This is a genomic window from Acidovorax sp. GW821-FHT10A04 (genome assembly GCF_059415825.1).
Genome location: NZ_JBWKNZ010000023.1, coordinates 21,279 through 40,373 on the forward strand (window position 1 = coordinate 21,279; position 19,095 = coordinate 40,373).

16 protein-coding genes are annotated in these 19,095 nt (G+C 69.4%); 6 read left to right on the top strand and 10 right to left on the bottom strand.

The window, feature by feature from the left end:
• Window positions 1–26 precede the first annotated feature (26 nt).
• Window positions 27–413 carry an Hsp20/alpha crystallin family protein gene (locus tag AC07PF_RS31525; protein ID WP_494614557.1) on the top strand — a complete coding sequence of 129 codons (387 nt, stop codon included), beginning with the start codon at window positions 27–29 and terminating at the stop codon, window positions 411–413.
• A gap of 151 nt (window positions 414–564) precedes the next feature.
• On the opposite strand, the gene AC07PF_RS31530 is transcribed toward AC07PF_RS31525, so the two are convergent.
• The 10 genes from AC07PF_RS31530 to AC07PF_RS31575 form a co-directional block, all read right to left on the bottom strand.
• On the bottom strand, window positions 565–2,310 hold the full coding sequence (locus AC07PF_RS31530) for a bifunctional protein-serine/threonine kinase/phosphatase (protein ID WP_494614558.1): 1,746 nt from the start codon (window positions 2,308–2,310) through the stop codon (window positions 565–567).
• 179 nt (window positions 2,311–2,489) lie between these two features.
• Window positions 2,490–3,302 carry a formate/nitrite transporter family protein gene (locus AC07PF_RS31535; protein WP_494609643.1) on the bottom strand — a complete coding sequence of 271 codons (813 nt, stop codon included), beginning with the start codon at window positions 3,300–3,302 and terminating at the stop codon, window positions 2,490–2,492.
• A gap of 341 nt (window positions 3,303–3,643) precedes the next feature.
• Window positions 3,644–4,957, bottom strand: a complete 1,314-nt coding sequence (locus tag AC07PF_RS31540; RefSeq protein WP_007857648.1) for a nitrate regulatory protein — start codon at window positions 4,955–4,957, stop codon at window positions 3,644–3,646.
• Between the two features lie 61 nt (window positions 4,958–5,018).
• On the bottom strand, window positions 5,019–5,378 hold the full coding sequence (gene nirD / locus AC07PF_RS31545; RefSeq protein WP_007857647.1) for a nitrite reductase small subunit NirD: 360 nt from the start codon (window positions 5,376–5,378) through the stop codon (window positions 5,019–5,021).
• 20 nt (window positions 5,379–5,398) lie between these two features.
• The gene (nirB, locus tag AC07PF_RS31550) at window positions 5,399–7,936 is read right to left on the bottom strand and encodes a nitrite reductase large subunit NirB (protein ID WP_494614559.1); all 2,538 of its coding nucleotides are present in this window, start codon (window positions 7,934–7,936) and stop codon (window positions 5,399–5,401) included.
• A gap of 373 nt (window positions 7,937–8,309) precedes the next feature.
• Window positions 8,310–9,515, bottom strand: a complete 1,206-nt coding sequence (locus AC07PF_RS31555; protein ID WP_007857645.1) for an ABC transporter permease — start codon at window positions 9,513–9,515, stop codon at window positions 8,310–8,312.
• Window positions 9,515–10,288 carry an ABC transporter ATP-binding protein gene (locus AC07PF_RS31560; protein WP_494614560.1) on the bottom strand — a complete coding sequence of 258 codons (774 nt, stop codon included), beginning with the start codon at window positions 10,286–10,288 and terminating at the stop codon, window positions 9,515–9,517. Before AC07PF_RS31560 ends, AC07PF_RS31555 begins: the two co-directional genes overlap by 1 nt.
• Window positions 10,285–11,667, bottom strand: coding sequence for an efflux RND transporter periplasmic adaptor subunit (locus tag AC07PF_RS31565; RefSeq protein ID WP_494614561.1), 1,383 nt, complete (start codon window positions 11,665–11,667; stop codon window positions 10,285–10,287). The genes AC07PF_RS31560 and AC07PF_RS31565 overlap by 4 nt, the downstream gene beginning before the upstream one ends.
• A 148-nt stretch (window positions 11,668–11,815) precedes the next feature.
• Entirely contained in the window at window positions 11,816–13,246 is a 1,431-nt protein-coding gene (locus AC07PF_RS31570; protein WP_494614562.1) for an efflux transporter outer membrane subunit, read from the bottom strand.
• A gap of 132 nt (window positions 13,247–13,378) precedes the next feature.
• On the bottom strand, window positions 13,379–14,359 hold the full coding sequence (locus tag AC07PF_RS31575; protein ID WP_145695440.1) for an AraC-like ligand-binding domain-containing protein: 981 nt from the start codon (window positions 14,357–14,359) through the stop codon (window positions 13,379–13,381).
• A gap of 218 nt (window positions 14,360–14,577) precedes the next feature.
• Here AC07PF_RS31575 and AC07PF_RS31580 point away from each other — a divergent pair, with 218 nt between their 5' ends.
• Genes AC07PF_RS31580 through AC07PF_RS31600 form a run of 5 tightly spaced genes read left to right on the top strand, consistent with a single transcriptional unit; the run spans window position 14,578 to window position 19,058 of the window.
• A complete protein-coding gene (locus AC07PF_RS31580; RefSeq protein ID WP_494614563.1) occupies window positions 14,578–15,771 on the top strand; it encodes an amino acid ABC transporter substrate-binding protein in 1,194 nt (397 codons plus the stop codon).
• 6 nt (window positions 15,772–15,777) lie between these two features.
• Window positions 15,778–16,656, top strand: a complete 879-nt coding sequence (locus tag AC07PF_RS31585; RefSeq protein WP_007857639.1) for a branched-chain amino acid ABC transporter permease — start codon at window positions 15,778–15,780, stop codon at window positions 16,654–16,656.
• Window positions 16,653–17,594: a branched-chain amino acid ABC transporter permease gene (locus AC07PF_RS31590; protein WP_494614564.1), complete on the top strand. Its 942-nt coding sequence runs from the start codon at window positions 16,653–16,655 to the stop codon at window positions 17,592–17,594. Before AC07PF_RS31585 ends, AC07PF_RS31590 begins: the two co-directional genes overlap by 4 nt.
• Window positions 17,587–18,351, top strand: a complete 765-nt coding sequence (locus AC07PF_RS31595) for an ABC transporter ATP-binding protein (RefSeq protein ID WP_369641900.1) — start codon at window positions 17,587–17,589, stop codon at window positions 18,349–18,351. Before AC07PF_RS31590 ends, AC07PF_RS31595 begins: the two co-directional genes overlap by 8 nt.
• Window positions 18,348–19,058 carry an ABC transporter ATP-binding protein gene (locus AC07PF_RS31600; RefSeq protein WP_494614565.1) on the top strand — a complete coding sequence of 237 codons (711 nt, stop codon included), beginning with the start codon at window positions 18,348–18,350 and terminating at the stop codon, window positions 19,056–19,058. The genes AC07PF_RS31595 and AC07PF_RS31600 overlap by 4 nt, the downstream gene beginning before the upstream one ends.
• Window positions 19,059–19,095 lie beyond the last annotated feature (37 nt).

A 19,095-nucleotide genomic window follows, 5' to 3' on the forward strand; every position in this document is an offset into this window, starting at 1 on the left:
CCGCGCAGTGTATAGGAGTCCTTTTCATGATCTTCGCCCCCGTCGCCCGCCGTTCCGCCTTCAACGCACCCCGCTCTGCCGACCTGGCACTGCAGCGCTTTTTGCTCGGCAGCTTTGCCAATGCCGCCCCTGCCCGCTCTGCCGGCGTGACCGTCACACAGGACGACAGGGCCACCACCTTGCAGCTCGATGTGCCCGGCCTCGCCCGTGAGCAACTGCAGCTCGCCATCGAAGGCAATGTGGTGCGCCTGTCCAGCGTGGAAGGCGCTCCCCGCCAGGTGCAGCGCGCCTGGGAGCTGGCCACCGACATCGATGCCGCGGCCAGCAGCGCCAAGCTCGAAAACGGCGTGCTCACGCTCACTCTGGTGCGCGTGGAGCCCGTCAGCAAGGCCACCACGCTGAGCATCCAGTAAGTCAATACACGGCGCAGTGGAGCGTGGCCTGGCGGCCGCGCTCCACCCGTGCGTGCACTTTGCCCCTCCCTTTTGCCCCAGTCCGGCAAAGGCCTTATCCCATCAGGGCTTTGCCCCCGCTTATCTCACGCGCCGAACCGCAAGGGTTCCTTCAATTTCCGTACGCGCGCATTCCCAACAGCACCAACACCGCCAGCCCCAGCAGGCACGACACGGCCTGCCAGAACAGCACCGGATTGCGCTCCACCAGCGGTGGCGCACGCAGACGCTGGAATTGTGCACCCGGCGCCTCCAGGTCGTGCAGGAATTCCGAGACCGCCTCCTGGCGTTTGAGCGGCTGCGGCTGCAGGGCCTTGTGCAACACCCCATCGAGCCAGGCCGGCAATTCGGGCCGCAGGTGGCGCACGGGCACATAGCGCAGCTGCTTGAGCTCTGCCGGTGAACGCAGGCGCACCACCTGCAGGCCGTAAGGCAGTTGGCCGGTGAGCATCTGGTACGTCAGCACCGCCAGCGAGAACAAATCCGACCGGGCATCGCCCTCGCCGCCCACGAAGTACTCGGGCGCGGTGTACTGCAGCGTGCCGGCAATGGCATCTGCGCGCGCAGCGCCCGTCCCCTCGGCAAGGCCCGCCACGTGCACCGACCCGAAATCGATGAGCTTCACCGTGCCGCTGCGGTCGACCAGCAGGTTCTCGGGTCGGAGGTCCTGGTGCAGCATTTCGCGCGCATGGAAGGCCTGCAGCCCCTTGCCGATCTGTGCGACCAGGCTGCGCACGGCGTCCAGGCCGGGCCGGGGGTGGTCGGTCATCCATTGGCCAAGGGTCTGGCCCTCCACGAATTCCATGGCCACATAGACATGCTGGCGCGGCCGCTCGCCGCCCGCGGCGCGCAGCACGTGCGGGCTGTGGATGCGCCGCGCCACCCATTCCTCGAGCACAAGGCGGTCCAAGTAGTCCTTCTCGGCGGCCAGCTCCACCGACGGGGTCTTGAGCGCCACCTGCTGGCCCGTGGCGTCGTCCACGGCCAGGTGCACGTGGCTGCGCGAACTCGCATGCAGCTCACGCACGATGGTGTAGCCCTCGAACTGCATGCGCGGCGCCAGCGGCGGCGGCAAGGCCAGCCCCTCGCGCGCAGCCGGCAGGCTGGCCAGGGCCCGGTTCTCGGGCAGCGCATCGATGCGCAGCAACTGCAGTGTCAGGTCATCGGTGGCGCCGCGCGCCCGGGCAGCGGCCACCAGCGCCCGCGCGGCCGCGTCCAGGTCGCCCGCAGCGTGCGCGATGGCAGCCTGCACGGCCGCCACATCCAGGTGCGTGTACGCCCCGTCGGTGGCCAGCAGGTAGACATCGCCCACCTCGGCCGGCAGGCTGCGGTAGTCGATCTCCACATTCGGGCCCATGCCCAGGGCCCGGCCCAGGAAGGACTCGACCGAGGACAGGTGCACACGGTGGTCCTCGGTCAGTTGCTCCAGGGAAGTGGCGTGCACGCGGTAGATGCGCGCATCGCCCACGTGCAGCAGGTGCACCTCGCGGCCCTTGAGGATCAAGGCGCTGAAGGTGGTGACGTAGCCGCGGTCCTTGTCGAAGCGCGCATGGCTGCGCATGGTCTGCGCGTGCAGCCAGGCATTGGTGGCGCCCAGCACGCGCTGGGCCGAGCGGCGCACCGACCAGGCCTCGGAGGTGGCGTAGTAGTCGTCCAGGAAGCCACGCACCGCTGCCGCGCTGGCCTCCTGGCTCACCGCGCTGGAGCCTATGCCGTCGGCCAGCGCCACCACGATGCCCTTGGTGCCGCGCTGCGGCCCCACGGGCAGCATGGCGCCATGGAAGTCCTGGTTGACCCCCTTGTGACCGGCCTCGGAATGCTGGCCGAGTGTGATGTTCAAGCTGTTGCGGTCACTCATAGGAAGGGCGGGCAGGAAGGCGAGGATGAATGGATCTCCACGATGGCGCGTGCCCTGATTTGGGATGGGATGCTAGGCGCAAAGCGCAGCCATAGCCCGTGCTATGGCGAGCATTTGCTTACGCCGAGACCGCCCAAAGCAGGGTACGCGGCGCGTGAGGGACCCGTTCAGCCTCGTCTTTAGGCGATCTTGCGCTTGGGGGCGGTCTTGTAGTGCGTGGAGTACAGCATCGCGCCCACGAAGGTCAGGCCGCCCACCAGGTTGCCGATCACGGTGGGGATTTCATTCCAGACCAGGTAGTCCATGACCGTGAAGTTGCCACCCAGCAGCAGGCCCGAGGGGAACAGGAACATGTTGACGATGCTGTGCTCGAAGCCCATGTAGAAGAACAGGGCGATGGGAATCCACATGCCGATGGCCTTGCCCGACACCGAGGTCGACATCATGGCCGCCACCACGCCGGTGGACACCATCCAGTTGCACATCACGCCGCGGATGAACAGGGTCAGCATGCCGGCGGCGCCGTGTGCGGAGTAACCCACCGTGCGGCCCTCGCCGATGTGGCCGATCTTCACGCCGACGGCGTTGGGCGCCTCGCTGAATCCGAAGGTGAAGATGATGGCCATGAACACCGCCACCATGAAGGCCCCCGCGAAGTTGCCGCAGAACACCAGCGTCCAGTTGCGAAAGACGCCACCCCAGGTGGCGCCAGGGCGCTTGTCGAGCACGGCCAGCGGGGCCAGGGTGAAGACACCGGTCAGCAGGTCATACCCCAGCAGGTACAGCAGGATGAAGCAGCCCGGAAAGAGCAGCGCGCCCAGCAGCGCGTTGCCGGTGTTCACCGTGACGGTGACGGCGAAGGCGGCGCCCAGTGCCAGCATGGCACCGGCCATGAAGGAGCGGATCAGCGTGTCGCGGGTGGACATCAGGAGCTTGGATTCACCGGAATCGACCATCTTGGTCACGAACTCGGCGGGGGCGAGGTAGGCCATTGAAATTCCTTTGGGACGGGAAGACTGACATGCGCCCCAGGGGTCCACCCAGGGAAGCGCGCAAGAAAAGGAGGAAAAGAAAACGGCGTCCGCTGCGCCCCCCATGCAGATGGGGAACGCAATGGACGCCGTTATCCTCGGATGCGCGATTCCTGGACCTGCGGGTGAACCGCAGGCGGTGGATGGCAGGCCGCCGTTAGCCCGCCATCCAATGCACTCCATGCAATTTCCGTACCCTCATTGGGGCCGTTCAGGGTGGCTTGCGTCCCGCATTCCGTGCATGCGCGGCGCCTGCGGAGCAGGAATGGCTTCACGGCGGTGCAGTCAAGCACCACCATGGATCAGCTGGATTTGTCGCCCTTGCGGTCGGGGTGGGCGAAAGCCAGGTCCGGCAGGGACAGCGTGGCCTCGGCCACATCGAGCAGGCGGCGGTTCTGGTCCATCGAGGTCTTTTGCAGCACGCGGAAGGCGACTTCCTCGTTCATGCCCAGGCGGGCCATCAGCACGCCCTTGGCGCGCTCGATCACCTTGCGCTCGTTGAGCGTGCGGCGCGCCGCTTCGAGCTCGGCTTCCATGCTGGCCATGCGCGCCGACTGGGCCTGCAGCAGCTCCAGCAGCGATGCCGATTCGGCCCCCTGCGCTCCCGCTGCCGACTGCTCCACCGCCGTCGGCGCGATGGCGATGTCGAAGAAGCGGTCCACCGCGTGCGTGCGCTGCGGCGGGTTGTCGCGCAGGCCGCGCAACAGGCCCTTGGAGTCCTGCAGGTCCTGCTGGGCCTGCACGATGTGCGCGGCGCAGTCCTCGCGCAGGCGCTGCACCAGGTCCACCTGCAACTGCCACAGGGCCGTGATGCGCTCGGTGCACACATCGAACCAGGCGTCGCTGAGGTTGCTGTCCAGCGCCGCACCCGGCCGCACCACGCACAGCGTGCGCCGCAGCCGCTCCAGCTGGGCCATGCCGGGGGCCAGTTGCTGCTGCTCCCAGCGGGTGCGCAGCGCCACATCGGCAAACTCGGCAAAGGCGCGCAGGCTGCGCTCCTGGGCATCGATCAGGTGCAGCACGCGCTGCTGGTGGGCGTCGCTGCCCTGGCCCGAGGCGAACAGCAGCGCGCCCATGGCCCGCTCCTGCCCCGCCTCTTCCTGCGCCTGTACCAGGTGCACCAGGGCCACGAGCTGGCGCGAGACGCTGGGCAGCCCGGCCGCATCGGCCACGTGGAAGACCAGCTCGACCAGCCCGGCGATCAGGTGGCTGAACGCGGCAATCGAATCGTGGGCGGTCATCGCCTGCTTGTCGATCTGGCTGCGCAAGGCGGGTAGCGCATCGAGGCCCAGCAGCGCCCAGGCCATCAGCGACAGGGCCTTGGCTGTGGCGCCCTGCGCAGGCTCGACATGCTGGGCGAATTCTCCGCGCAGCTGGGCCTCCAGCGCCACGACCTCCTGCACGATGCGACCCCGCAGGTCGGCAAAACGCTGGGCCTTGGAGGCCAGGTAGACGCCCGAAGCGCCGCGCTCGCGCTGCAGCCCCTCGATCAGTTGCCCGACCACGTCGACCAGCGCGGCCCGGCTGGCAAGGTGGCGCACCGCATCGATCTCGAGCTGGCGCGAGCGCAGCACGAGGCTGGAAACGGACAGGGGCGCGGCGGCCAGATCGGGCATGCGGTGACTCCGGGATTCAGGATACGCAGATGCTAACCCCGCCGGACACCGCCCAGGGCATTCAGGCGACGGCCACGCTGATGCGCCCGCCCTCGGCGCGCACACCGTGCGCCTGCACCGAATGCTCGGGCGCCTCCAGGCATTCGCCGGTGCGCAGGTCGAAATGGTTCTTGTACAGCGGCGAGGCGACCACGACGCGCTCGCCCAGGTTGCCGATCAGCCCGCGCGAGAGCACGCTGGCGCCCGACTTGGGGTCCACGTTGTCGATGGCGAAGAACTGGTCGCTGCCGGTGCGGAACACGGCCACATGGCGGTCGGCCACCAGGGCGCAGACGCCGGTGCTGGGCAGGATGTCGTCGACCGCGCAGATGTCGGTCCAGGCAAGGGGGTCGGTGCTGCTGTTCATGGGAAGTGCGCTCATGTTGTCCTCGTCCTTCTTCTTCAAGCGGCCTGGCGGATGGGGATGACCTTGGCGGGGCCTCGTTCGTCGGCGCGCGCCGGGCGGATCTGGCCGCGTTCCTCGACGAAGAGCACGTTCTCGTCGGCCTTGTCGCTGTTCACGAACGAGCGGAAGCGCTTGCGCGTCTCGGGGTCGGTCACGGCGGTCTTCCACTCGCACTGGTAGGTGGCCACCACGTGCTGCATCTGCGATTCGAGCTCGGCGCACAGGCCCAGGCTGTCCTTTTGCAAGACATCCTTGAGGTAGTCGAGGCCACCCTCCAGGTTCTCGCGCCAGGTGCTGGTGCGCTGCAGCCGGTCGGCCGTGCGCACGTAGAACATCAGCACCCGGTCGATCATGCGCACCAGGTCTTCCTTGGACAGGTCGGAGGCGAACAGCTCGGCATGGCGCGGCTTCATGCCGCCGTTGCCGCAGATGTAGAGGTTCCAGCCCTTTTCGGTGGCGATGATGCCGATGTCCTTGCCCTGCGCCTCGGCGCATTCGCGCGTGCAGCCCGAGACGCCGAACTTGATCTTGTGCGGGGCGCGCAGGCCCTTGTAGCGGTTCTCCAGCTCCACGGCCAGGCCCACGCTGTCGCCCACGCCATAGCGGCACCAGGTCGAGCCCACGCAGCTCTTGACCGTGCGCAGCGACTTGCCGTAGGCATGGCCGGACTCGAACCCGGCGGTGATCAACTCTTCCCAGATCAGGGGCAGCTGCTCCAGGCGCGCTCCGAACATGTCCACCCGCGCACCGCCGGTGACCTTGGTGTACAGACCGTACTTCTTGGCCACCTGGCCCACGGCGATCAGGCCGTCGGGCGTGACCTCGCCACCGGGCATGCGCGGCACCACCGAGTAGGAGCCGTCCTTCTGGATGTTGCCCAGGTAGTAGTCATTGCTGTCCTGCAGGCCGGCCAGCTCCTTCTTGAGCACGAACTCGTTCCAGCACGAGGCGAACACGCTGGCCGCCACGGGCTTGCAGATGTCGCAGCCCATGCCCTTGCCATGCTGGGCCAGCAGCTCTGCGAAGCTCCGGATGTTGCCCACGCGCACCAGGTGGTAGATCTCCTGGCGCGAGTACGCGAAGTGCTCGCAGATGTGGTTGTTCACGGCCATGCCGCGGCGCGCCATCTCGGCCTTCATGACCTGGGTGACCAGGGGCACGCAGCCGCCGCAGGTGGCGCCGGCCTTGGTGCAGGCCTTCATCTCGGCGATGGTGCAGGCGCCATTGCCCACCGCCTCGCAGATGCCGGCCTTGGTGACGTTGTTGCACGAGCAGATCTGTGCCGTGTCGGGCAGGGCGTCCACGCCCAGGCCGGGCTTGGCCTTGCCGTCGCTGGACGGGAAGATCAGGAACTCGGGGTCCTCGGGCAGCGTGATGCCGTTCAGGGCCATCTGCAGCAGCGTGCCGTACTCGGTGGCGTCGCCGATCAGCACGGCGCCCAGCAGCTGCTTGCCGTCTTCGCTGATGACGATCTTCTTGTAGACCTGGCGGCGCTCGTCCACGTACTGGCAGGTGCGGCTGTGCGGCGTTTTCGCATGCGCGTCGCCGATGCTGGCCACGTCCACGCCCATGAGCTTGAGCTTGGTGCTCATGTCGGCACCGACGAAGGCCGCGTCGGTCTCGCCCGCGATGTGGCGGGCCGCCACGCGCGCCATGTCGTAGCCGGGGGCCACGAGGCCGAAGGTCTGCTCGTTCCACGAGGCGCATTCGCCGATGGCGTAGACATCGTGGTCGCTGGTGCGGCAGGCACTGTCGATGGCCACGCCACCGCGCGGGCCGATGGCCAGCAGGCTCTGGCGCGCCAGTTCGTCCCGCGGGCGGATGCCGGCGGAGAACACGATCATGTCGGTTTCCAGGTAGGTGCCGTCGGCAAACACCATGCGGTGGCGCGCGCGGGCGCCATCGGTGATCTCCTGGGTGTTGCGGCCGGTGTGCACCTGCACGCCCAGTTCCTCGATCTTGGCGCGCAGAACGCGGCCGCCGCCCTCGTCCACCTGCACGGCCATGAGCCGGGGGGCGAACTCGACCACGTGGGTTTCAAGACCCATGTCGCTCAGGGCCTTGGCGCATTCCAGGCCCAACAGGCCGCCACCCACGACCACGCCGGTCTTGGATTTGGCGCCCGAGGCCTGCATGGCCTCCAGGTCTTCGATGGTGCGGTAGACGAAGCAGTGGTCGCGGTCGCGCCCCGGCACCTGGGGCACGAAGGGGTTGGAGCCGGTGGCCAGCACCAGCTTGTCGTAGTGGAGCACTTCGCCGTCCACCGTGGTCACGGTGCGGATGCGGCGGTCCACCGATGCGGCCCGCGCCGCCAGGCGCAGCGTGTAGCCGGTGCGCTCGAAGAAGCCGGGCTCGACCAGGGAGAGCTCGTCGGCCGAAGTACCACTGAAGAAGGCCGACAGGTGCACCCGGTCGTAGGCGGGGCGCGGCTCCTCGCACAGCACGGTGACTTCGACGCCGGTCATGCCGGTCTCGGCCAGGCTTTCGAGGAACTTGTGGCCGACCATGCCGTGGCCAATGAGAACGATTTTCATGCTTGCTCATCCTGCAAGAACCCGGGGAACCGCATCAAGGGGTGCAGGATGTGCCGTGCCTTGCGGCACAACGCACCCTCCGCGGAACCACGGGCGTGGGTTGGAACTACCAGGCAGCCCGCTGCGACGCTGCGGCTTGCCCGGGTGTTCCGCCATCATTAGCGGAGGGGTTGTTTATCAGTGCGCAGGCAGCTTTACCGGCGGACAGCCAGTGTTCAGCAATAAGCGTGCCCGGCTTTTGAAGGGGGTTCGTCGCCACGTGGTCGGGCTTTGTCCCCTGGGCGCCTCGCTGCGGTGCAGCATGTCACCAATTTGGGGCGGGCCCCTGGCAAGCCCCCGCCCTGCCCCGGTGCCTGGGCACCGGGGAGGCGCCTCACTCGTGGCGCAGGGCGTCGATGGGGTCCATGCGCGCGGCCCGGCGCGCGGGGAAGTAGCCGAACACCACGCCGATGCCGGCCGAGAACACGAAGGACAGCAGGTTCACACCCGGGTTGAACAGGTAGGGCACGCCCATCAGCACCGACAGCCCCAGCGACGCGGCCGTGGCCAGCACGATGCCGATGAGCCCGCCCAGCGCGGCCAGCACCACCGCCTCGACCAGGAACTGCAGCAGCACCTCGCGCTCGAGCGCGCCGATGGCCAGGCGCAGCCCGATCTCGCGGGTGCGCTCGGTCACGCTGACCAGCATGATGTTCATGATGCCGATGCCGCCCACCAGCAGGCTCACGGCCGCCACCGCCCCGAGCAGCGTGGTCATGACCTTGGTGGTGCCCGACAGTGCCTCGCCCAGCTGCTTGGTGTCGAGCACGTTGAAGTTGTCCTCGTCGGTATCGGAGAGCTTGCGCAGCTCGCGCAGCAGCTGGGTCAGGCTGGCCTTCACGCGCTCGGGTTCGCTGCCGTCCTTCATCGACACCAGCAGGGTGTTCACGCGGGTGTTGCCCGTCACGCGGCGCTGCAGGGTGCGCAGCGGCACCAGCACGGTGTCGTCCTGGTCGTTGCCGAAGGCGCCCTGCCCCTTGGAGGCCAGCACGCCCACCACCTCGCACGAGAAGGCCTTCACGCGCAGCTGCTCGCCCACGGCGTCGCGCGTGCCGTAGAGCTCGCGCCGCACCGTCTCGCCGATCACGCAGACGGCGGCACCGGCGCGCAGTTCGTCGTCGCTGAATGCGCGGCCGATGCGCAGCGTCCAGTTGCCCGTTTGCAGCCAGGCGTTGGTGCTGCCGATGATGCTGGTGGACCAGTTGCGCCCGCCGGCCACCACGGTGGCGGCCGCGCGCGATTCGGGCGCCACGGCCAGGATGCCGCCGATCTGCTGGGCGATGGCATCGGCGTCGGTGTCCTTGAAGGCTGCGGCACCAGTGCCGCCGCCCGGGCCCATGCGCTGCCCCGGGCGCACCTGCAGCAGGTTGGTGCCCAGGCCCGAGATCTGGTTCTGAATGGACACCGTGGCGCCATTGCCCAGCGTGACCATGGTGATCACCGCGCTCACGCCGATCACGATGCCCAGGATGGTCAGGAACGAGCGCATGAGGTTGCGCCGGATGGAGCGCAGCGCCAGCAGGATGGAACTGAGGAACATCAGTGCACCTCCGCCGGCAGCAGCGCACCGTGAGCGGCCAGGCCGCGTGGGTGCGGATTCGGCTCGTCGCTGCCCACCACGCCATCGACGAAGCGCACGATGCGCCGTGCGTACTCGGCCATGTCGCCCTCGTGCGTGACCATGAGCACGGTGATGCCCAGGTCCACGTTCAGGCGCCACAGCAGCTGCATGATCTCGTGGCTGCGCTGGGTGTCGAGGTTGCCGGTGGGCTCGTCGGCCAGCAGCACGGCCGGCTCGGTGACGATGGCGCGCGCGATCGCCACGCGCTGCTGCTGCCCGCCCGAGAGCTCCGCCGGCGTGTGGTGCTCCCAGCCCTTGAGGCCCACGGCGGCCAGCGCCTTCGCAGCCGCCGCATGGCGCGCCGCGGCGGGCTCGCCACGGTACAGCAGCGGCAGCTCGACGTTCTCCTGCGCGGAGGTGCGCGCCAGCAGGTTGAAGCCCTGGAAGACGAAGCCGAAGTAGCGCCGGCGCAGCCGCGCGCGCTCGTCGCGCTGCAGCGCCTCCACATGCACGCCCTTGAACAGGTAGTCGCCCGTGGTGGGCCGGTCCAGGCACCCGAGGGTGTTCATGGCCGTGGACTTGCCCGAACCGCTCGGACCCATGATGGCCACGAAGTCGCCCTGGGCGATGTCCAGGTCCACGCCCTTGAGCGCCTGGAAGGCGAGCGCGCCTTCACCATAGACCTTGGTGACGCCGCGCAGGCGGATCAGCGCCGTGTCGCCCGTGCTGTCCATGCGGTGGGTGGCCGTCATCGCGCGGCCCCGTTGCTGCGCTGGTCGGTGATCACCGCCATGCCGGGGGCGATGCCCTCGCCCGTCACCTCGGTCATGCGGCCGTCGCTGATGCCCGCGCGCACCTTCAGGGCCTGCGGCGCGCCGTCCTTGAGCACCCAGACCTGCTTCATCTTCGATGCGGCGTCCTCGCCCGGCGCACCGCCGCCTGCGGGGCGACGCCCACCCTGGCCACCCGGGCGTGGCATGCGCGGCATGAGCTGCCCCATGATGCCGCCGCCCTGCTGCGCCGCCGCGGGCTTGCCGCCGCCAGCGGCCGCGCCCGCCTGCGCCGGCGTGAAGCGCAGCGCGGTGTTGGGCACCAGCAGCACGTCCTTGCGCTCGGTGGAGGTGATGGTGGAGGCCGCCGTCATGCCGGGGCGCAGGCTCATGTCGCGGTTGTCCACCTCCAGCCAGGTGACGTAGGTGACCACGTTGTCGGTCTTGGTGGAGCCGAAGGACACGCGCGTGACCGCGGCCGGGTAGCGCCGCGAGGGGAAGGCGCTGACCGTGAAGCTGGCCTTCTGCCCGACCTGCAGCGAGCCCACGTCGGCCTCGTCCACGCTCACGTCCAGGCGCAGGCGCGTGAGGTCCTCGGCCACGGTGAACAGGGTCACGGCCTGCAGCGATGCGGCCACGGCGTTGCCGGGCTCCACCGTTCGGGTGAGCACCACGCCATCGATGGGCGAGCGGATGGAGGCCTTGGACAGGCTGGTCTCGTCGGTGGACAGCGCCGCACGCGCATCGTCCACGCTGGCACGGGCGCTGGCCTCGTCGGCGCGGGCCCGGTCCAGCGTGGCGCGGCCGGTGTCCAGTTCAGCCGCCGAAGGCACCTTGCCACCCGACAGGCGGGCGACCTCTTCCAGCCGCCCGAGGCCCGCCAGCGCCTCCTTGGTGGTGGCCGCGGCCTGTGCCTGCCGCGCCTGCGCGGACGCCAGCGAAGCGCGCGAGCGCAGCACCTGCGCATCGAGCTTGGCAGTGTCGAGTTCCACCAGCACCTGGCCTTTCTTGACCTTCTCGTTCACGTCCACCATCACCTGGCGCACCGTGCCCGAGAGCTCGCTGCCGATGGTCACCAGCCGCGTGGGCTGCAGCGTGCCATTGGCCGATACCGAGAGCGTGAGGTCACCCGTCTTCACCTCTTCGGTCACGTAGACCGGCGCGGCGCTGGCCTGCTTTTGCAGCTGCCAGGCGTAGATGCCGCCGCCTGCCAGCGCCAGGGCCGCCACGCCCAGCCACAGCGAGGTGCGCCGGTACCAGCGGCGCGGCTTCTCGCCGCCCAGCAGGGCCTGCAGGTCGGCCGGGGCACGGGCCCCGGGGGTGGCAGCGCCGGGCTGCGGTTCCTTGGTGTTGTCGGTCATGGCGATGGGCTCGGGAAAAGACAGGAAATGAGGGGCGACAACGCCCGCGCACGGGCCGTGCGCGGGGTCGGTGGCCTTTGGCTGCCAGGTGTCCGTGCGCCGTGTGCGCCGCGACCTCCAGGTGGCTGTGGATGGAATAAGGGCTCAGTCAGGGCTGCCAGCCGCCGCCGAGCGCCTTGTACAGGCGCACATGGTCGGCGGACAGGCTGGCCACCGTGGTGGCCACGCCCTCCTGCGTGGACAGCAGCGTGCGCTGGGTCTCCAGCACCGCCTGGAAGTCGATCAGCCCGCTGCTGTAGCGCTGGCGCGCGAGCAGTTCGGCATTGCCCGCGGCATCGGCGGCGGAGCGCAGGCGCACCAGGCGCTCGCGGTTGCCGCGCAGGGACACGAGTGCGTCTTCCACGTCCTTGAGCGCCGTGAGCACGGCCGCCTGGTAGGCGATGCGCGCCTGCTCCAGGCCGGCCTCCTGCGCCCGCACCTGGGCGCGCGCGGCACCGCCATCGAGCAGCGGCACCGAGACGCTGCCCAGCAGCGATGCGGCCACGGCGCTGCCGCCGCTGAGCGCTCCCAGCGTCAGGGCGCGCAGGCCCACCGAGCCGCTGATGCCGAAGTCCGGGTAGCGCGCCGCGTCGGCCTGCGAGACGCGGGCCAGCGCCGCGGTGATGCGCTGCTCGGCCGCGCGCACGTCGGGGCGCTGGCGCAGGGTTTCGGCCGGTATCGCCATGGCCAGCTCATCACCGGGCTGGGGCACGGCGGCGCTGGCCGCCAGTTGCGCATCGAGCGCGGCCGGCGCCTGCCCGGTCAGCACGGCCAGGCTGTGGCGCGACTGGGCCAGGCTGGCTTCGAGCGCGGGGATCTGGGCGGCGGTCTGCTCGGACGCCGCACGCGCCTGCTCGGCCACGAGCGAGGTGGTGAGGCCGGCCTGCAGGCGCCACTGCGTGATCTGCAGCGTCTCGCCCTGGCTGGCCAGGTTGCTGCGCGCGATCACCAGGCGCTGCTGCAGGCTGCGCAGCTCGATGTAGTTCACGGCCACCTCGGCGGCCAGCGACACCTGCACGTCGGCCAGGCTGGCCTCGGCGGCGCGGGCATCGGCTTCGCTGGCGTTGACCCCGGCGCGCACGCGGCCGAACACATCGGGCTCCCAGCTCGCGTCGAAGCCCAGCTGGAAATTGTTGCCCGTGCCGCTGTTGCCCGAGCGGCTGCGCTGCGCCGAGGCCGAGGCACCCACCTGGGGCGCCAGGCCGGCAGCCTGCACATCGACCTGGGCGCGGGCCTGCCGCAGCGCGGCCTGGGCCGTGCGCACGCTGGTGTTGGCCGCCAGGGCCTGCTTGACCAGCGCGGTCAGCTGGGCATCGCCCAGGCGCTGCCACCACTGGGCGAGCGAGGTGGCCGTGCTGCCGGGGGCGGCCGTGGTGCCGGCGGACCAGGTGGTGGGCACAGGGGTGTCGGGCAGGCGCGCGTCCTGCGGGGCCATGCTGGCGCAGCCGGCCAGGGCCGCAGCCAGGGCCAGTACCGGCCAGCGCAGGGCATGGCGGCAGGGGGGCAGGCGGCTCAGGGAACGCGGGGAGGAAGGGCGCATGGAATGGGTTGGCTCCGGGTTGATGGCCCTATTGTGCGGACCCCACCCTTCGCAAAGTTAGCCAACGCGTCAACCCCATGTAAAGAATTGCTGCAGTGCACGATGTCCTCTGCCCGGCAGGGAACGGTCTCTTCAATGCGCCTGCAGTTCGGGCGCCGGCAGCGATGCCCGCGCCCGGTACTCGCTCGGGCTGCAGCCCGTGTGGGCCTTGAACACCCGGCTGAAATGGCCGCTGTTGCGAAAGCCCCAGGAGATGGCGATGTCCGTCACCGAGCGGTGCGCATGCCCGGGGTGGCGCAGCTCGCGCAGGCAGGCTTCGAGGCGGCGCTGCTGGATGGTGGCGGCCAGGGTGTCGCCATCGTCGGTCATGGCGTTGTACAGGTGGCGGCGGCTGCAGTTGAGCGCCTGGGCGATGCGGTCGATGGTGAGGTCCGGGTCGGCCAGGTGGCGGTCGATGTACTGGCCGATGCGGTCGCGCAGGGCCTCGCGCTGCGACACGGCGCTGTGCTGGCCGTTGCGCTCCAGCAGCGACAGCTGCACCAGGTGCGTGATGACGTCGGCCACGCCGTCGGCCGCCGCGTCGGACATGGTGGGCAACTCGGTGAAGGCAGCGCGCATCGTGTCCCAGGCCAGGCGCGAAACGCCGCTGGTGCCCGAGAAGCGCTGCACCATGAGGTCGTCGAGCCGCAGCCGGCGCTCGGGCATCTGCTCCTTGGGGATCATCAGCACCATCTGGCGCACGGCCTCGGGGTTGCTCACCGCGTAGGCGCGCGTGGTGTCGTACACGCTCCATTCGCCCGGGGACAGCCAGACCTGGCGGCCGTTCTGCTCGAAGCAGGCACGCCCTTCGAGCTGTGCCACCACCTTGATGTAGGCCCGGTCGCTGCCGCGGATCAGGCTGGGGGTGCGCACCACGCGGTGGCGGCTCACGTCGAGCTGGCACAGGTTGACGTAGCCGGCCTGCCCCGAGGTGATGTGGCCCGCGAAGGCCTCGTCGCCGAAGGCGTCGGACTCCAGCCCGCCGATGAGCCGCCACACCGCGTCGCCCCACAGGTGCAGGCGGTCGCGCGGTGCCACGGTATCGGTGGATACCTCGGTCAGGGGGTGGGCCATGGTGTCTCCAGTACAGCGGCTGGCGCCGCCGGTATGCCCCGGATTATCCGGCGCAGCCCTATTCCCCGGCGCAGCACGGAAATCCGGGTAAACCCGCTGCGCCGTGCACGCTGGGACCAGCGTTTTGTGCACGCTCAGCACAGCAGGCCCGGGCGCCCCTGCCTACGATCGGTCAACGGCCTGCGCTGCGCGGGCCGCCCATCCGAGGAGACAGAAAAATGGTTCAACAATCCAAACGCCAATGGATCAAGGGCATGGCCGCCACGGTGGGCGCCATGTCGGTCGCCCCCCACCTGCTGGCCCAGTCGGGCCCTGTGCGCGTGGGCTACGCCATCGCCCGCACGGGCCCCTGGGCGGCGGGCGCGCAGGTCAGCCAGGAGCCCAACTACCTGCTCTGGGCCGAGCAGGTGAACGCGGCGGGCGGCCTGGCCATCAAGGGCGCCAAGCGCCCCATCGAACTCATCGGCTACGACGACCGCAGCGAGACCGAGACCTGTGTGCGCACCTTCGAGAAGCTCATGGGCAGCGACAAGGTGGACCTGATCCTGCCGCCCTGGGGCTCGGGCGCCAACTTCGCCATCGCACCGCTGGCCAACCGCTTCGGCTACCCGCTGCTGGCGCCCACGGCGCTGTCGCGCAAGCTGATCGACATGAACCTGCCCTACTTCTTCTCCCTGCTGCAGCAGCCCGACAAGATGATGGGCGCGCTGGTGGACATGCTGGTGGCCAACGGCGTCAAGTCGGTGGCCATCGTCTACATGGACGACCTGTTTGGCCTGGAGAACTTCGCGGCGCTGAACAACGCGCTCAAGAAGACCAGCATCCAGGTGGTGGAACGCAAGAGCTACCCGCTGGGCGTGAAGGACCTGGCGCCCGTGCTGCGCGGCATCAAGGACCAGAACCCCGACGCCTTCATCGGCATCACCTACCCGCCCGACACCATCCTGGCCAGCCGCCAGGCGCGCGAGGTGGGGCTGAACCCCAAGTTCTTCTACGCCTCGGTGGGCACGGCCTTCCAGCTGTACAAGAACGTGATGCAGGCCAACACCGAGGGCGTGATCGGCATGGGCTCGTGGAGCGTGAAGACCAGCCCCGAGGCCAAGGCCTATTTCGACGCCCACGTGAAGAAGTTCAACAAGGAGCCCGACCGCTGGGCCAGCGGCCATGCCTGGGCAGGCCTGCAGATCCTGCAGCAGGCCGTGGAGAAGGCGGGCCTGGACCGCAAGGCGCTGCGCGAGCACATCGCCAAGAACGAGTTCAAGACCATCCTGGGCGGCATCCGCTTTGCGGGCAGCGAGAACGCCTCCATCCCCGGCACCGTGAGCCAATGGCAGGGCAGCGACTTCGAGGTGGTCTGGCCCAAGGACCGCGCCACGGCGCAATTGAACACCAACAAGCCTGCCTGGAAGTAACACGGAATGTCCCTGACCTCCTGGGCCGAACTGGTCGCCAGTGGCCTCATTACCGGCGGCATCTATGCGCTGGTGGCCATGGGCCTGAACCTGCAATACGGGCTGATGCGCATCATGAACATCTCGCATGGCGAGTTTCTGATGCTCGGTGCCTTCATCACCTGGTGGGCGCACACCGCCTGGGGCTGGTCGCCGCTGCTGCTGATGCCCATCGCCTTCATCGCGCTGTTCGTGCTGGGGGTGGCGGTGCATGCGCTGTGCTTCAAGCGCCTGGCGGCGCGCGCGCCGAACGTGGACGTGTTCGAGGCGCGCAGCCTGATGGTGGGCTTCGGCCTGATGTTCCTGGTGCAGAACACCGCCCTCTTGATCTGGGGTGGCGACCTGCGTGGCTACGAGTACCTGGCCGACCCGGTGCAAGTGGCGGGCATGCGCTTCACCGAGAACAAGCTGGTGCTGTTCGGCGTGGCGCTGGCGCTGTCGGCCGCGCTGATCGCGCTGCTCAAGCTCACCTTGCTGGGCAAGGCCGTGCGGGCGCTGATGCAGTCGCCCACGGGGGCGCAGCTGGTGGGCATCAACACCCGGCGCCTGCACCCCATGATGTTCGGCATCGGCCTGGGCCTGTCGGGCGTGGCGGGGGCCCTGCTGTCGATGACCTACGAGATCTCCCCCTCGATGGGCGAGCCCTATACCGTGACGGCGCTGATCGTGATCACGCTGGGCGGCTTCGGCAGCCTGGCGGGCAGCCTGGCCGGCGGCCTGCTGCTGGGTGTGGTCGAGGCCCTGGGCATGCACTTCAGCAGCCCGTCTCTCAAGATGCTGCTGAGCTATGCGGTGTTCATCGGCGTGCTGATCTGGCGCCCCAACGGCCTCTTCTCCAAAAAATGAAATCTCTGCATTCCAACAAGCCCTGGCTCGCGCTCGCCATGGGAACGGCCGTGGTCGGCACCCTGCCCTGGCTGGTGTCCGAGTTCGTGGCCTCGGTGCTGCTCAGCTGCCTGATGTACATCGCGCTGGCCACCAGCTGGTCGCTGTTCTGCGGCGCCACGCGCTACCTGTCGCTGGCCACCTCGGCCTTCTTCGGCATCGGGGCCTATGCCAGCGCCACTTTGCTGGAAGTGCTGCCCTGGCCGCTGGTGATCGTGGCCGGCGCGCTGATCGCCGCCGTGGTGGCCGTGGTCATGGGGGCCGCCGTGCTGCACCTGCGCGGCACCTACTTTGCGGTGCTGACCTTCGGCATGACGGAGCTGATCCGCCACGCAGTGACCTTTGTCGAAAAGCAGGTCTCGGGAACCGTGGGCCGTGTGCTCACGGTGGTGCCCAGCAACGAGACGGTGTACCTCACGGTGCTGCTGATCGCGGCGGCCGCCATCGCCACGGCCATCGCCATCCAGCGCAGCCGCTTCGGCCTGGCGCTCTCGGGCATCGGTGCCGACGAGCAGCGTGCGCAGACCCTGGGCGTGGACACGCGCCTGGCCAAGATCGCGGGCTTCGGCATCACGGCCGCGTTTGCAGGCGCCGTGGGCGCGGCCATGGCCGTGCGCTGGACCTACATCGAGCCGGCCGCCGTGTTCAGCCCCTTCATCGGCTTCCAGACGGTGCTGATCGCGCTGATCGGCGGCGCGGCCAGCATCGGCGGGCCGGTGCTGGCGGCCATCGTCTTCAGCCTGCTGGCCGAGACGCTGCGCCTGCAGCTGCCCTATGGCTACATGATGGTGCTGGGCCTGCTGCTGATCCTGTGCGTGATGTACCTGCCCAACGGGCTGGCCACGCTGTGGCAGCGCAAGCGGGCGGCCACGCCTGCAACGGAGGCCGGCCATGTCTGAAGCCCTGCTGACCATCGACAGCGTGACCGTGCGCTTTGGCGGGCTGACCGCCGTGGACGGCGTGAGCGCCACGCTGCATGCCGGCGAACTCATCGGCATCATCGGCCCCAACGGCGCGGGCAAGACCACGTTCTTCAACGCCATCTCGGGCGTGCAGCCACCGACCTCGGGCACGCTGCACTGCGGGGCCGACAACCTGACCGGCAAGGGGCCGCACCACTATGCGGCCCATGGCATCGCGCGCACCTTCCAGACGCCGCGCGTGTTCCCGGACATGACGGTGCGCGACAACGTGCGCTTCGGCATGCAGTTCGCGGGCCGCCACCGCCAGGGCCCCGTGGGCCTGCGCAGCGAGGACGAGATCCTGGCCATGCTGGGCCTGTCGGCCCTGGCCGAGCGGCCCGCGGCCGATGTGACGCCCTCGCAGCAGCGCCTGCTGGAGATCGGCATGGCCCTGGGGACGCGCCCGCGCCTCTTGCTGCTCGACGAGGTGGCCGCCGGCCTGACCGAGGCCGAGGTCGATGCCATGGCCCAGCGCATCCGCCGCCTGCGCGATGACTGGGGCCTCACGGTGGTGTGGATCGAGCATGCGGTGACCACGCTGCTCAAGTACGTGGAGCGCGTGCTGGTGCTGCACCAGGGCCGCAAGATCGCCGATGGCACACCCGCCGAGGTGGTGCGCAACCCGGAGGTGATCGAGGCCTACCTGGGCGATGAGATGGGCACCCAGGCAACACCCGAAGGAGCCACGGCATGAGCGGCGCACACCTCACGGTACAAGGGCTGGTCACGGGCTACAACGGCTTTCAGGTGCTGCAGGACCTGTCGCTCGAGGCCCAGCCCGGCATCACGGTGATCGTCGGCCCCAACGGCGCCGGCAAGACCACGCTGCTCAAGGCCCTGGCCGGCCTGCTGCCGCGCCAGGGCACGGTGCAGCTCGACGGCCAGGCCGTGCCGGCCCTCAATGCGACCGCCTGCGTGCAGCGCGGCCTGGCCCTGGTGGCCGAGGGCCGCCAGCTGTTCCCGCAGATGACGGTGACCGAGAACCTGGAGCTCGGCGGCTGGCTGGTGCCCTCGCGGGTGCGCGCCGGGCGCCTGGCCCAGGCCTTCGAGGACTTTCCGCGCCTCAAGGAGCGTGCCCAGCAACTGGCCGGCACCATGAGCGGCGGCGAGCAGCAGATGGTGGCCGTGGCCCGCGCCATGATGAGCGGGCCGCGCCTGTTGATGCTGGACGAGCCCTCGCTGGGCCTGGCACCGCGCATGGTGGACGAGCTGCTGACCATCGTGCAGCGCATCGCGGCGCAGGGCGTCACCGTGCTCATGGTGGAGCAGAACGTGCGCAAGGCGCTGCAGGTGGCCCAACGCGGCTATGTGCTGGAGCGCGGGCGCATCGTGGCCTCGGGCGATGCCGCCGCGCTGCTGCAGTCCGACGCCGTGCGCCAGGCCTACCTGGGCGTTGCCTGAACGTCCCACACCCCATCCCCATCCGACTTTTCCTTCC